The sequence below is a fragment of the Pseudomonas sp. SWRI81 genome, from assembly GCF_014268545.1.
GTDB classification, from domain to species: domain Bacteria; phylum Pseudomonadota; class Gammaproteobacteria; order Pseudomonadales; family Pseudomonadaceae; genus Aquipseudomonas; species Aquipseudomonas hamedanensis.
This window is the reverse complement of the sequence record NZ_JABWQS010000059.1, coordinates 15330-30028: the sequence shown is the minus strand read 5'-3', so window position 1 is coordinate 30028 and position 14699 is coordinate 15330. Positions and strand designations below refer to the sequence as shown.

General features: G+C 59.7%; 9 protein-coding genes. 5 read left to right on the top strand and 4 right to left on the bottom strand.

Going from position 1 to position 14699, the window contains the following annotated elements; all coding sequences use genetic code 11:
• The first annotated feature begins 110 nt into the window (after positions 1-110).
• Positions 111-1289: an NAD(P)/FAD-dependent oxidoreductase gene (locus HU765_RS24890; protein ID WP_186623603.1), complete on the top strand. Its 1179-nt coding sequence runs from the start codon at positions 111-113 to the stop codon at positions 1287-1289.
• A 216-nt stretch (positions 1290-1505) separates the two neighbouring features.
• Positions 1506-3698 carry a YccS family putative transporter gene (gene yccS, locus HU765_RS24885; protein ID WP_186623598.1) on the top strand — a complete coding sequence of 731 codons (2193 nt, stop codon included), beginning with the start codon at positions 1506-1508 and terminating at the stop codon, positions 3696-3698.
• A gap of 101 nt (positions 3699-3799) precedes the next feature.
• On the opposite strand, the gene HU765_RS24880 is transcribed toward yccS, so the two are convergent.
• Entirely contained in the window at positions 3800-4537 is a 738-nt protein-coding gene (locus HU765_RS24880; protein WP_186623596.1) for a transporter substrate-binding domain-containing protein, read from the bottom strand.
• Between the two features lie 255 nt (positions 4538-4792).
• Between HU765_RS24880 and HU765_RS24875 the strand changes: the two genes are divergently transcribed.
• Positions 4793-5245, top strand: a complete 453-nt coding sequence (locus HU765_RS24875) for a GNAT family N-acetyltransferase (protein ID WP_186623594.1) — start codon at positions 4793-4795, stop codon at positions 5243-5245.
• Positions 5246-5360: 115 nt separating this feature from the next.
• On the opposite strand, the gene HU765_RS24870 is transcribed toward HU765_RS24875, so the two are convergent.
• From HU765_RS24870 to HU765_RS24860, 3 genes are read right to left on the bottom strand one after another with little or no spacing between them, the layout of a single operon-like run.
• Complete coding sequence (locus HU765_RS24870; RefSeq protein WP_186549293.1) at positions 5361-5657, bottom strand: winged helix-turn-helix domain-containing protein; 297 nt, start codon at positions 5655-5657, stop codon at positions 5361-5363.
• A gap of 18 nt (positions 5658-5675) precedes the next feature.
• Entirely contained in the window at positions 5676-6170 is a 495-nt protein-coding gene (locus HU765_RS24865; protein ID WP_186623592.1) for a M48 family metallopeptidase, read from the bottom strand.
• 45 nt (positions 6171-6215) lie between these two features.
• Complete coding sequence (locus HU765_RS24860; protein ID WP_186623590.1) at positions 6216-8339, bottom strand: EAL domain-containing protein; 2124 nt, start codon at positions 8337-8339, stop codon at positions 6216-6218.
• Positions 8340-8653: 314 nt separating this feature from the next.
• Between HU765_RS24860 and HU765_RS24855 the strand changes: the two genes are divergently transcribed.
• Entirely contained in the window at positions 8654-9322 is a 669-nt protein-coding gene (locus tag HU765_RS24855) for a polysaccharide lyase family 7 protein (RefSeq protein WP_186623589.1), read from the top strand.
• 177 nt (positions 9323-9499) lie between these two features.
• Entirely contained in the window at positions 9500-14383 is a 4884-nt protein-coding gene (locus HU765_RS24850; protein WP_186623588.1) for a hypothetical protein, read from the top strand.
• The last annotated feature ends 316 nt before the right edge of the window (positions 14384-14699 follow it).

Genomic DNA, 14699 nt, shown 5'->3' with positions numbered 1-14699 from the left:
AAAGCGGTGTGTCAGACAACATCAACGTTGACTGATACACCGCTTTCGCGAGCAAGCCCGCTCCCACATGGGTCTGCGGTGAGTTTTGAATTCTTTGTGAGGACACCGTTTTGCGCTCTACCGAAGTCGTGATCATTGGCGCTGGCGCCGCCGGCTTGATGTGTGCCCTGACCGCCGCCGGGCGTGGGCGCGAAGTGTTGTTGCTCGACCATGCGAACAAGGCCGGCAAGAAAATCCTCATGTCGGGCGGTGGCCGCTGCAATTTCACCAACATGTACACCGAGCCGAGCAATTTCCTTTCGCAGAATCCGCATTTCTGCAAATCGGCACTGGCGCGTTACACCCAGTGGGACTTTATCGGTCTGGTCGGCAAACACGGCGTGCCGTACCACGAGAAGAAACTCGGCCAGCTGTTCTGCGATAACAAATCCAGCGACATCCTCGGCCTGCTTCTCGATGAATGCGATCAGGCAGGCGTGGAGCTGCACCTCGACACATCGATCCAGACGATTGAAAAGGTCGACAGCGGCTATTTGCTCGACACCACCCTCGGCCAGATTCAATGCCAATCGCTGGTCATCGCCACCGGCGGCCTGTCGATCCCCACCCTGGGCGCGACCGGTTTCGGTTATCAGGTAGCGAAACAGTTCGGCCATGAACTGCTGCCGACCCGCGCCGGCCTGGTGCCGTTCACCATCACCGATCAGCTCAAGGAGCTGTGCACCGAGCTGTCCGGAACGTCGGTGGATTGTCTGGTCAGTTGCAACGACCAGAGCTTTCGCGAAAACCTCCTGTTCACTCATCGCGGCCTCAGCGGCCCGGCGATCCTGCAGATTTCCTCGTTCTGGGAACCTGGCGACACGGTCGAGATCAACCTGCTGCCGGATCACGACGCCGCCACATGGCTGCAACAGCAAGTGGCCGAACGCCCGAACAGCGAGCTGAAAACCCTGCTTGGCGAGATCTTCACCAAGAAAATGGCCAATCTGCTGGCGGACAGCTGGTTTGTCTCCAAGCCGATGAAGCAGTACACCCACGCGGAACTGGCAGAGATTGCCGAGAAGCTCGGCAGCTGGAAGGTTGTGCCGGCAGGGACTGAAGGCTATCGCACCGCTGAAGTGACCCTGGGCGGCGTCGACACCCGTGAGGTCTCGTCCAAGACCATGGAATCGTTGAAAAGCCCCGGCCTGTATTTCATTGGTGAAGTGCTGGATGTCACTGGGCATCTGGGCGGGTTCAATTTTCAATGGGCCTGGGCCTCCGGTTACGCTGCTGCGCAGTACGCCTAACGCAGAACCCTGTAGGAGTGAGCCTGCTCGCGATAGCGGTGTATCAGTCGATGAATGCATTGGCTGACACACCGCTATCGCGAGCAGGCTCACTCCTACATTTGTCATGTGATGCAGTAAGGAACACTTTTTGCTGTCAGATGTGCTCGGCGCCATTGCGTCGGCGTCATTACTGGCTCAATTTAGCGGCATCGCCTCGGAAGGCCTTCGCACTTCATGTCCTCGACCTCGTTTCGTCAGTCTTTGCGGCGCCTGTGGGCGCTGGATAAATTCAGCTACAGCGTGCGGGTATTCATCGCCCTGACCGGCAGCATGGCGCTGTGTTGGTATCAGGATGAAATGGGCCTGCTGATCCCGTTATTCCTGGGAATCATCGCCAGCGCCCTGGCCGAGACCGACGACAGTTGGCAGGGTCGCCTCAATGCGCTGGCGGTGACGCTGGTGTGTTTCAGCATCGCCGCGCTGTCGGTGGAGCTGCTCTTCCCCTACCCGATCATTTTTGCCGTGGCCCTGGCACTGGCCAGTTTCGGCCTGACCATGCTCGGTGCGCTGGGCGAACGTTATGGGGCGATTGCCTCGGCGACGCTGATCCTCTCGGTGTACACGATGATCGGCGTCGACCAGCGTGGCGGCGCGGTCACTGACTTCTGGCATGAACCGATGCTGCTGGTGGCCGGCGCGGCGTGGTACGGCCTGCTCTCGGTGCTGTGGCAGGCGCTGTTTTCCAATCAGCCGGTGCAGCAGAGCCTGGCGCGGTTGTTCCGTGAGCTGGGTTTTTACCTGAAGCTGAAATCCTCGCTGTTCGAGCCGATCCGGCAAATGGACGTCGAGGCTCGACGTCTCGAATTGGCGCAACAGAATGGGCGCGTGGTCGCCGCGCTCAATACGGCCAAGGAAATCATTCTGCACCGGGTCGGCAACGGCCGCCCCGGCTCGAAAGTCAGCCGCTACCTCAAGCTGTACTTCCTCGCACAGGACATTCACGAACGCGCCAGCTCGTCGCACTATCCCTACAACGCCTTGGCCGAGGCGTTCTTTCACAGCGATGTGCTGTTCCGCTGCCAGCGTCTGCTGCGCCAGCAGGGCAAGGCCTGTCGCGCGCTGGCCGAATCGATTCAGATGCGCCAACCGTTCATCTATGACGCCAGTTTTGCCGAGGCCCTGAGCGACCTCGACGCCTCGCTTGAACACCTGCGCATCCAGAGCAATCCGGCGTGGCGCGGCCTGCTGCGCTCGTTGCGCGCACTGGCGACCAACCTCGGCACCCTAGACCGTCTGCTCAGCGACGCGAGCAACCCCGACGCCCTCGCCGACGCCACCGACAGCAGCCTGCTCGACCGCTCGCCGCGCAATCTCAAAGACGTGTGGATTCGCCTACGTACACAACTGACGCCGACCTCGTTGCTGTTCCGCCATGCCCTGCGCCTGCCACTGGCGCTGAGCATCGGCTACGGCATGGTGCATCTGATACACCCTTCGCAAGGCTACTGGATCATCCTCACCACGCTGTTCGTCTGCCAGCCGAATTACGGCGCGACGCGGCGCAAACTCGGCCAGCGGATTATCGGCACGGCAATCGGCCTGACCGTGGCGTGGGCATTGTTCGATCTGTTCCCCAATCCATTGGTGCAGTCATGTTTCGCCATCGCCGCCGGGGTGGTGTTCTTTACCAACCGCACCACCCGCTACACCCTCGCGACGGCGGCGATCACCATCATGGTGCTGTTCTGCTTCAATCAGGTGGGCGACGGTTACGGACTGTTCCTGCCACGATTGTTCGATACGTTGCTGGGCAGTCTGATTGCGGGGCTGGCCGTGTTCCTGTTCCTGCCTGACTGGCAAGGTCGGCGCCTGAACAAAGTGCTGGCCAACACCCTGACCTGCAACAGCATTTATCTGCGCCAGATCATGCAGCAATACGCCGCCGGCAAAAGCGACAACCTCGCCTATCGCCTGGCCCGCCGCAATGCGCACAACGCCGATGCGGCACTGTCGACGACACTGGCGAATATGTTGATGGAGCCGGGACATTTCCGTAAGGAAGCCGATGTCGGCTTCCGCTTTCTGGTGCTGTCGCACACGCTGCTCAGCTACCTGTCGGGGCTGGGCGCGCATCGCGAGACGCAACTGCCGGCCGATGTGCGTGAACACTTGATCGAAGGCGCCGGGGCGAAACTGGCCGCCAGCATCGACGAGATCGCCCAAGGCCTGGCGAGCAAACAGCCGATCGCGATTCAAAGCGATGAAGAGGAAGCACTGGCCAATGAGCTGGAGCAGATGCCCGATGAAATCGATGAGGGCCAGCGTCTGGTGCAAACGCAATTGGCGCTGATTTGTCGGCAGTTAGGGCCGTTGCGCACGTTGGCGGCGCATCTGATCAAGGACACCAGTGAGGTCAGCGCTGGCTGAAAGGCCTTCGCGAGCAGGCTCGCTCCCACAATTTGAAATGCATCCCCTGTGGGAGCGAGCCTGCTCGCGAAGACGCCATCAGCCAAAGGCCGGATCAGCCCTCACATCCCATGTCGTCGCAACAACTTCTCGTAAGTCCCGTCGGTCTTCATCTCGGCAATCGCCCGATCAAACCCGGCCACAATCTGCTCATGCTGCGGGTTCTTCAGGCTGACCAGGATATGCAGGCTGTTCTCACTCAACGGCTTGGGTAGAAACTCCACCGAGTTACGCACCTTGGCCGATTCCCGCGCCAGGTAGTATTTCGCTACGTACTCGTCTTCCAGCGTCAGCTTGACCCGATCCGCCGCGAGCATGCGCACGCCCATGGCGAAGTTATGCACAGGGACTTTCTGCAGCGCGGTGTCGGCATCGAACGGCGCCGAGTACGCATAACCCCGCACGACGGCAATCGGATAAGTGTGCAGCTGTTGCAGATTGCTGTAGTCGACCGGAGTGTCCTTGCGCTTGAGGAAACGAATGCGGTTGGTCAGGTATTCGCCAGAGAACTGGCCGATCAGGGTGCGCTCGTCGTTGTACCAGGCGTTGACCAGCACGTCGTAACGCCCTTCGCCAATCCCCAGCAACGCCCGCGCCCAAGGCACTTGTTCATAACCGCTGGCATAGCCGGAGCGGGCCAGCGCAGTGCTGACAATGTCGGTGGCCAGGCCACCGTTGACCAGCGCGTCGTCGGTAAAGGGCGGCCAGTTATCGAACACCAGCCGCAGCTTCTGCGCCGCAGCGCTCTGGGCCAGCAGCAACAATCCGATCAAAGCAACGACTTGCAGCAATCGCAGCATGCTTGAACATCCTCAGCGGGCGTCTGCCCGACGTGTCTTCACGTCAAAATCCAAGGCCCCTTACCGGCAAAACCCAAGCGTTGAACATTAGCTCATGCAAGCCGGTGCGCAGTGCTCACCAGCAGATTACACAAAGTCGGCATGACTGCGCGAAAGGAATGATGGCATTTTGACCTTTGTCCCCGACGCTTACGCCATACAGACATCTTCGGCGAGTGCGCTTAGTATCGGCCGACACGTTCAAGGAATCGGAAAATGACTATCGAGTGGATCTGCAAACATCACAACGATCTGGGCAAAGAGCAGCTTTACGCGGTTTTGAAGCTACGCTCGGACGTGTTTGTGGTGGAACAGAAATGCGCCTACCCGGATCTCGACGGTCAGGACCTGGAGGGCGACACCCACCACCTGATGGGGTGGGAGGATGATCAGTTGATGGCTTACCTGCGCCTTCTGGATCCGGAGTCCCAGGGCGGTGACGTAGTCATCGGCCGCGTGATCACCGCGCCTGCCGGTCGCGGCAAAGGGCTGGGGCACGCGATGATGGAGCAGGCGCTGAAACAGGCCGAGAAGCACTGGCCGCAGGTGCCGATCTATCTGTCGGCACAGGCGCATTTGCAGGGGTATTACGGCAAGTACGGGTTTGACGTGGCGGGTGAGGAGTATCTGGAAGATGGCATCCCGCATATAGGCATGCGTCGTTCTTGAGGGCCCTTTTCGCGAGCAAGCCCGCTCCCACATTTTGACCGGATTTTTCTGGAGATCTCGGCCTACTGTGGGAGCGGGCTTGCTCGCGAAGGCGTCAGCCCGATCACCGCGGGAGTCAGGGATATTCGAGGACAGTCTTGATCTGCCGCAGATTCTGCTCTATCCACCCCCGATCAATCGCCCCCCACTCGCGAATCCGATAGCGCCCGGCATGGTTGCGCGCGCCCTCCTCCTGCTCGAATTCACAAACAATATCCAGATCGGCCAGCGCAGCGATGGTGTCCTGCGCCGTGCGCCGGGGCATGCCAGTGACTTCGATCAACGCGGGCACACTCGGCGCCAGGCCGCTGTCGATCAGCCAGGCCACGTACAAACGACGGTAGAAACTGCTTTTGGTCTTGCTGACGTCCATCCACACCTTCCTGATTGGTCAAGCCTGCATATCGCGCCACGTCAGGTAAACGCGCAGATCGAACTCGATCTGGTGATACCCCGGCAGCATGTGTTCGCACAGCTTATAAAACGCCTTGTTGTGATCCGACTCTTTAAAGTGCGCCAGTTCGTGCACGACGATCATTTTCAGAAAATCCGGCGCGGCATCCTTGAACAGCGAAGCGATGCGGATTTCCTTGTTGGCCTTGAGCTTGCCGCCCTGCACCCGCGAAACCGTCGTGTGCAAACCAAGCGCACGATGGGTCAGGTCGAGGCGGTTGTCGAACAGCACCTTGTCGATGGCTGGGGCGTTGCGCATGTACTGCTGTTTGAGATCCAGTGCGTAGCTGTACAACGCCTTGTCGCTCTGCACGTCATGCCGCCCCGAATAGCGTTGATCCAGATAATCACCCAGGCGCGCCTCGGCGATCAGTTGGCGCACCTGATCCTGCAAACGCTCGGGATAGGCCTGGAGGTACTTCAATGCAGTCATGGACGGGCAACACGGTTCGAAAAAAGGTGCGCCAGTGTAGCGAATTCAGCCGGGCACTGCGCTCCAGTCAAACGGTTCGACGAAGCGAGCGGCGTCTTCGGCCATCAACGGGCGCGCGACCAGGAAACCCTGCACATATTCGCAGCCATGGGCTTGCAGCCAGTGGTATTGCTCAAGGGTTTCGACCCCTTCGGCGATCACCAGCAAGCCGTACTGTCTGCACAGCGCGATTACCGTACTGACCAGCGAAGCGTCTCTGGACGAATCAGGCAAGCGCGCGATCAGGCGACGGTCGAGCTTGAGCGTATCCAGTTCCAGATCGCGCAGATGCGCCAGCGAACACGGGCCAGAGCCGAAGTCATCGAGGGCCACGCGCACACCAAGATTGCGCAACAGACGCAGTTGCTTGCGGGTCTCGTCCGGGTTTTGCATCAGCGCCTCTTCGGTGATCTCCACCTCAAGCTGCCGGGGTTGCAAGGCGTGCCGCTCGATGACCTGGCGCAGCTCGGTGACCAGATTCGGCAGGCTGAACTGGGTGTTGCTCAAACTTACGCCAAGCACCAGATCTTCATCAAACAGCGATTCCCAGGCTTTGCGCTGGCCGGCGCCACGATGGTAAATCCAGCTACCGAGGCGACTGATCAACCGCGCCTCTTCCAGCAACGGAAGGAACAACCCCGGCGGCACATCGCCAACGCTCGGATGCTGCCAGCGCAACAAGGCTTCAAAGCCACGAATCACACCGCTGCCGATAGCCACCTGCGGTTGATAGACCAGATTGAAGTCACGATTGTCGATGGCGGCCCGCACGCTTTCTTCAAGCATCAGCCGCGAGCGCGCCCGGCCGTTCATTTCAGGGTCGTAGAAACGATACTGCTGACGCCCGGCCCGCTTGGCTTCGTACATGGCAATGTCAGAGGCGCGCAGCAAGCCATCGAGATTCGAGCCGCAGTCCGGATACGTGGCGATGCCGATGCTGGCACCGAGCGCGATGTCCAGGCCTTCGATCTGCTGGCAGACCGAAACCCGTTCGATGAGTTTCTCGGCGATCTTCGCCGCCTGCTCGGGGAACTCCAGGTCCAGCAGCGCGGTGAATTCATCGCCGCCCATGCGCGCCAGAATGTCGAATGGCCGCAGACAGGCTTTCAACTGTTCGGACACCCAACGCAGGACGCGATCGCCGGCATCGTGACCGAGCGAGTCATTGACCCGTTTGAAACCGTCCAGATCCAGATACAAGAGCACCCAACTGCTGTCACTGCGCTCGCCGCGCAGCAGCAGGTTCTCCACGGTTTGATAAAAACCACGGCGATTGAGCAAACCGGTCAGCGGATCGGTGACGGCCTGGAATTCGAGTTGCTGGTGCAGGTGACGCACCACCGACATGTCCAGCACCGTCACCACCATGGCGTGTTGCTCCGCTGGCAACGCAGCGCAGGACAGGGCCACCGGCACCTGCTGACCGGGCGCGGTGCGCAGCAAGGCATCGTGCAGTCTCAGCGTCTCGCCACGCTTGTAGCTGGCATAAAAGTCGCAATCGGCCCACACCGGGATGTGCGGTTTCTGCAGATATTCAAGAAACTCCCGCCCTTCGAGCTCCCTCACCGGCGCATTGAGCAACCGCGAAATCGCCGGATTGGCAAAGCGGATCAGCCCGTCCTCAGCCAGCACCAGAATCCCTTCGGCCGCGTTATCCAACACCGAGGCGTTGAACGCACGGGCAACCTCCAGGTCATGGCTCAAGCGCTGCAAGGCGCGGCGATTGCGCTGATGCTCCAGCAGCGCCTGCACTTTCGGCTTGAGAATCTGCGGGTCGAAGGGTTTGAACAGGTAATCCACGGCGCCGGTGGCGTAGCCTTTGATCACCGCATCCTGGGATTGCTCATTGGCCGTCAGGAAAATAATCGGGGTCAGGCGCGTGCGTTGGCTACCGCGCATCAGCCGTGCGACTTCAAAGCCGTCCATGCCCGGCATCTGCACATCCAGCAGCACCAGGTCGACGTCGTGTTCGAGCAAAAGATTGAGCGCCTCGAAACCGGAGGCGGCGGTGATGACGTGCCAGTCCTGCCGCTGCAACAAGGCTCGCATGCTGATGAGATTTTCGGGGTAATCGTCGACGATCAATAGGACCGATCTGCCTTCACCTGGCTGGGGTTGCGCGCATTCCATGCTGCTTCTCTTATCGGGACCGGTAGCCGGCAAAAACCATAAACATACTGAGCCTTCACTCTAGTCGTGGATCCGCTAAAGCAGAAGCTGTCATCCCGCCATCATTTCGCCAAAGTTTCCTTCAGCCGACTAACGGTCGCGCCTGAAGGCCCCGAAAACCGGCGAAGATGGCATTTCGACAGGATGTTGACGTCAATCATCCGCCGGACGGGCATTAACAAAAATTGCCGCTACGCTTATAAAGGCCGGCCCAAAAGGCGCGGGCTAGAGCTTCTGGCACCCGCGTTCCGGATGAATCGAGTGGAAGAACCGATATGATCGACCTCGCAACCTGGAACCTCAGCGTTCCCGTTGGCAGCCCGCCGTACACCGTCGAAACCGAAAAACTGGTGAACGGCTTCAAGGATCAATACTTCCATTCCGACACTGGCACGTTGTTCTTCTGGTCACCGGTTACCGGGTCAAAAACCGCCAACGCCGTCTATCCGCGCACCGAATTGCGCGAGACTTACAGCAACGGCACCCTGCGCAACTGGTATTACCCCGATGCCGACAACTTGTTGCGCGCAACCCTCACGGTCAACAAAGTGCCCAGCTCCGGCAAGATCGTCATCGGCCAGATCCACGCGTATGAGAGCCAGCGGCCAATGGTCAAACTCGAGTACCAGTACAAGAGCAAAACCGAGACCGGCAATCTGGTAATCAAAGTGCGCATGCGCCCCGATGACGCCGAAAGCCGCGTCATCACCCTTGCCACGGGAATCAAGCTCGATCGCGAATTCAACTACCTCATCCACCTGAGCCCCGGTGGCGCGCTGGGTGTGAGTGCGGCGGGTTATCAGTGGGACTCGCAGATCAGCGCGACCTGGCGTGACAAGCCGCTTTACTTCAAGGCAGGGGTTTATGTGCAGGACAACACCGGCTATACGAGTGAAGGTGGGCAGGTCACTTTTTCGAAACTTGATATCGATCACGACAAGTAATGCGGGCAGGCGCACCGACACAAGCGGCAACAGGGTTGGGGGCGATGTAGTAGCTATGTATATCGGGTGCGTTTGCACGAGTGATTAGGGTAGGGCGAGTCGACTGTTCGATTCGCGCGCAGCTCGCCAACGAGGGCGGCGCTGCACGGCAAACCTACCTCTAAGGAAACTCGGGTCATGACTCCACTCCCCCTCAATCCCGGTGATGACGCCCTGCGCCGATTGCCGGTGTGCGTCACCACCATCGAGCATCTGCTGGATGCGCAACCGGACTTCGCGGCGGTAATGGCCGCTCATTTACGCCAGGGTCTGGCAAACCTCGTACCCGACAGTCCATCCGATCCCGATGCGGTTTTTCTCAACGAATACGTGTACGACCCGCCCTCGCCGGATGTCCAGGAAACCCCTGCACCCACTGCCCATCTCATCCGCACGCGCAACCTGACTCAGGTGCTGCAAGAAGCCATTGCGACGCAAAGAACGCCGACCGCGCTTGAGAAAGAACCGCAGAATCGCCGAGTCGAGCGGGCGGTGGGCTTCTACCATCGGCCTCACCACACGGGGCGCGACGGCGAAATCACCGGTCTTGAAGTAGCGGCAGTAAATAAGCTGATCGATGATTTGCAACAGGACAGCCCGATGCTCTACTGGCTTGCGCTGGAGGCATTCTGGTCGTCGCCCCATGTCACCACGGGTGCGCTGACGGTGCATGAGGCCGTCAGTCAAAAACAGCGCATGGCGTTTCGTCTTGAGGCAGACCTCAAACTGCACGATGCCCAACAACAGCTACTGCAAGCCGAGCAGGCGTTGCAGCAAAAGCCTGCCGACATACAGCGTCAGACCGCCGTGGACACCGCCAGGACCTACGTGACGGTGGTGATCGAAGGCCGGCAACTGATCGAAAATCTTGTGCTCCACGAGACCACGAACAACGCCACGCCCGCGCAAGTTGTGGGCATTACGTTGTATGCGACGGATTTGCCCGAATGGTCAGCCCCGCTGAGCGGCTGTTTCATCATTACCGAACAATTGCATGGCGCGCGCCCCACCGTGCTGTACACCCCACAATTCGGCGTCGAGATATTCCAGCACTTCAACGCCATGGAAAACTTTCTGCGCCGTCGCCTCGTGGCGGGCCTTGAGAAAACGCTGCTGCTCAAGAACATTGCCCTAAGCGAAAGGACCCGCGCCAGCGAGGTGTTGAGCCAAGGACAGAACTTGCGTTACAGCCCGATCACCGGCGCGGTGTTCAGTGCCTGCCTGAAGGCGTGCCGCCAACAGCAGGACACCGAACTGGATCACGCCTTCGACTCGCCCCGGACCACCTTCGACGCCCTGGCCACGCGCTTGCACACCACACTGGCGTTGCCACTCACGGGATGTCCGGACTTGATTGCGCGATTGCCTGAAACGCCCGCGCCGATGGCCATCACCGCGCAGACGCTGCCGGACATCGAGCAGCAGACACGCTTGATTCAACGCTGGAACGATCTCAATCAGCAGATCGGCGATGTACTCGACGAGCAGCGGCATCCTTCACTGCAGACGGCCCTCACATCTCTGCTCAAGGAGACCTTCCCACAGCTGCCGACCGATAGCGGATTCGCCGGTTTATATGTAAACCACTACCAGACCGATGACGATGGTCTTCGCCGACTGGAGTCTTCTCGCCCATTGCTCGAAGCGCTGCGCACCTTGTTGCTGTGGGAAAACACCGCTGTGCCCAGTGATGAGGATGACGCTGTGCAACCGGAGGACGCCGCTCCGGTCACCGAAGGCGTATTCAGCAGCCCCACGGCTTGCAACGAAGCCGAGCAGATCCTGCAAAACGGCTCGCTGGCGCAATTGGCTGAGGCCCTGCAAGCGCGTTTGTCCGAACAGGTCAGCGCTTACTGGCAGACCCCGGTCGCCCCCGAGCTGAACTGCCCACAGGTGCGGTTGATTGACCTGCATCGCCAGGCCCTGGATGTACAGGCGTGCCTGCGCACAGCCGACCAGACCCTGAGCCCACAGGCGAAACGATTGATCGACAGCGCACTGCGCTATCCGACTTTGGCCCGGCGTGAGGCCAGCTTCAGCGATGGCGCGCGGCCTGGCGTCTATCAATTGACAGTCAACAGTGGCACCGCCGAAGGCGCGCGCCTGGCGGGCAGTTTCGTCCTGACGGCCCGGGACGGTTCCAGCCCGGTGCTTCCTCATTGGCCCCATGGACACAAAAATCTCGATAGCCGAGGCGTCGGCGGGAGCAGCGACGCCGGCCTGGTGGTGCTCTATACACCGCATCGGGGCTTTGAAGAAATGCCGACCCTGCAAGCGCTGCGTGATACGTTGGTGGCACGCTTCAATGCCGGCGACGATACCGGCAGATTGCTCGCCGTCGGTTTGCCGCTAGCGGTACAACACACGAAAGCCGGTGTGTGGGGCAGCGACCTGCGCCACGCCTTCGCACCGATAGCGGACGACTTTGTCGCCGACAGTATCCAGGCGGTGCTTGACAAGCAGCAGACAGATATCCAGACGATTCTGGGGCTGACCGAAGATGAGCCGGACAGTGCAAGCAACGCCCGCACAGAACTGATCGAGTTGCTGGATATGGCCGACGCATTCATGGCACGTAATCGGCAGTTGCTGGAACACTGGCGACCGGAATGGGAAAAACGCCTCAGCCCGAATGACCGCAAGGCACTGCAAGATCTGGCGCAGACTGCAGAAGAAAAACAGCAACAACTGAGTCAGCAATGGAAAGCCCTCATCCCCTCCCTGGCGGACTACGCCAAGGAACAGGTGCTGCTGAAGATACGCACATTCCTCGAAGAAAAAGGGCCGGACGGCCAAGCGAGGGCAGACTATCCGTCCGAGGGCGTCGACCCAGACCAGACCATCGTCATTCAGACCACTAGAACCCGTGTCGGCTCTGGCATACAGCCCGGGTTTGGTACGCTGCATGAAAGCCTCGCAACCACTCGCATGACCCTGACCAACCTGCTGCTGAAAAACAACAAGCCCTGGGAAAAGAGCCTTGCATGGACAGAGCACGACTCGCTGGCGGCCAGGCTGGTTACAACGCAAGGTCGCTGGGTACTTGATCGCCAGGGCAAAGCCGTCAGCCTCGATCAACAATGCCTGGAGCGCTGGGTCAAAGAGCTGAACATTGGTCAGCGATACACGCAAAGCGTGCTGGACAGCCATCTGGCTCCCCAGGCTACTACGACCGATGCCATAGCCCTGAAACAGGTCTGGATGAACAATCAGGCGTGTGCGCTGGAATACTCGGCGCTGTCGGCCCGATTAAGCCCCGATGCCTATCGCTGTGCATTGCACAGCGACAATATGCAGAAAAAAGCCGCGGCATGGATGGCGGCAGTCCTGGCCGCCCCCGATCCGGCAACGCGCCAGACCGTCGACGGACAGACAATCATTGCCAATGCCCTGATGTTCAATCCGGCCAACAACGCCCCTGAGGGACGCGGCGGCCAAACCGTGAACGGCGTGCTGATTCTCTCTGCCGCCAACAGTGACATGCGCGTGCTGTATACGCCGGATGCACCGGACGGCATGGACCTGCGAGAGATCGCCAGCGAAGCACATCTGCCCGCGCTGATGCGCAGCCCGGCCTGGCAGGCTTACCTGAAGGCGCGATTACCAGCGAACACTCGCCTGCTCAACCACCGACTGGCCGCCTACACCGGCGATATGCTGGCCGGACTGTATCGACAGAACTACTTGCACCTGCGTGACAAGACCGACGCCGAAAGCGTGACCAACGAAGAACTGGACGCGCAGTCCAGGTTCAACAAGGTGATGTTCGGGGTCGATGTCGTAACGACGATGCTGGGCGCGTTCCCCTGGGCTGGCCATCTGGGCTCTACGGCGTTGCGCTGGGCCGGTGGCGCCGGTCGTATCAGCGTCCAGACCGTGCGCCACCTGGGGCAGAACGTTGCAGGGCTCATTCTCCGTCGCGGGATGGCTGGGCGCGTGCTGTTCGAGGTCGCGACGGCGACGGCAAAAGTCGGCAGCGTTGCGCGGTCCACCGGCATTGGCATCAAACCTCTGCAGATGCTGCTCAGGCCGGTGAAGCAAACACCGATCGCCGATCTGAGCGGATACCAAAGAGCGTTTTTGCAGGAACACGCGCGCCTGCTGGTAAAGGGCGGTATTCCGACCGGCTCCTCCTTCGCCGAGGGCACGGGCATCTATCGCTCCCCGGCGAATAACCTGCTGGTGCGCAGCACCGGCGCAAAGGGTGAGGAGCAGGTATTCCGGATCCAGAACTCATTCAACCTCTACGACCGCAAAGGGCTGGTCGCTCCGGTGCTCACGCCGAGTGGAGCGTTTACCTCTTTCAGATTACGCAAGATGCCCAATCAACTTTGGGCTCTCGATACCCTGAACCGGTTACCCGGCGGTGGCCCCAAGGCTGACAGCCGGATATTAAAGGCGCTTAAAGAATGGGAAGAACGGATCACCGCCAATGCCCAATCGGCCAATCCTTTACCTACTCTCGACCCCGTACCTTTTTTCAATGAACGAAACATCCCGGTACGGTCCTGGAACAAATTCGTCAGACAACGCACAGGAGAAATCAATACGCTCGGCTATGCGATGCTCAGGCCGGCACACTACGAGAAGCTGACAGACAACCTTTTTCAAGTATGGCTTTGCATGAATCAACCCACCAAAGAGGCCGCAGAGACGTTTGCCAGGACTCACCGCCTGCACCCTTTGAGGTGGCGCACCTTCGTTGCAAAAAATGGCGAGCTAACCATCTCCGGCACTATCAGGGCAATAAAACTGCAAAAAGGCGCCGCGGGAAAGTACACCAGGATTACCGACCAGCACTTTCGGGACTGGCACCAGCTTGCTCTCAAACCGGAAAACCGCAACCGCTACGCGGTCGTCAAGTTCGCACTCGATAACGACATTCATGCTGAATCGTGGATGAAATACGTCAAAATCAATGGCGAATTCAGGATGACGATCTCAGCGGTTGCTAACCGCGTGAACCGGCTGGGACTGACAAGCACGCTGCCTCAGCCGGGGCCTTCAGGGTCCTCTGCCTGAACAGGCGATGCTGGAGGACCTGAAGCGCCCTTGAAGCAAGCCTGCTTGCGATTGCGAAATATCGCCCGGCGGCATTGTCAGCCGGACTATCGCCATCGCGAGCAGGCCCGCTCCTGCAAGCTCAGCTGTGCACCGCGGAGTCCGCCACCTCGACGTGATCCAGCACCCGTTTCACCGCCAGCTCCGCCAGTAGGGTGATATGCGCAATTGCCAGAATCGATTCGGGTGATTCCCTGGAGTTTAATAATTCTGTCCCTTTTTAGAAACAAAGAAACAAAGGGGACAGATTTATTTAAATCCGATGGATCAAGCCGCG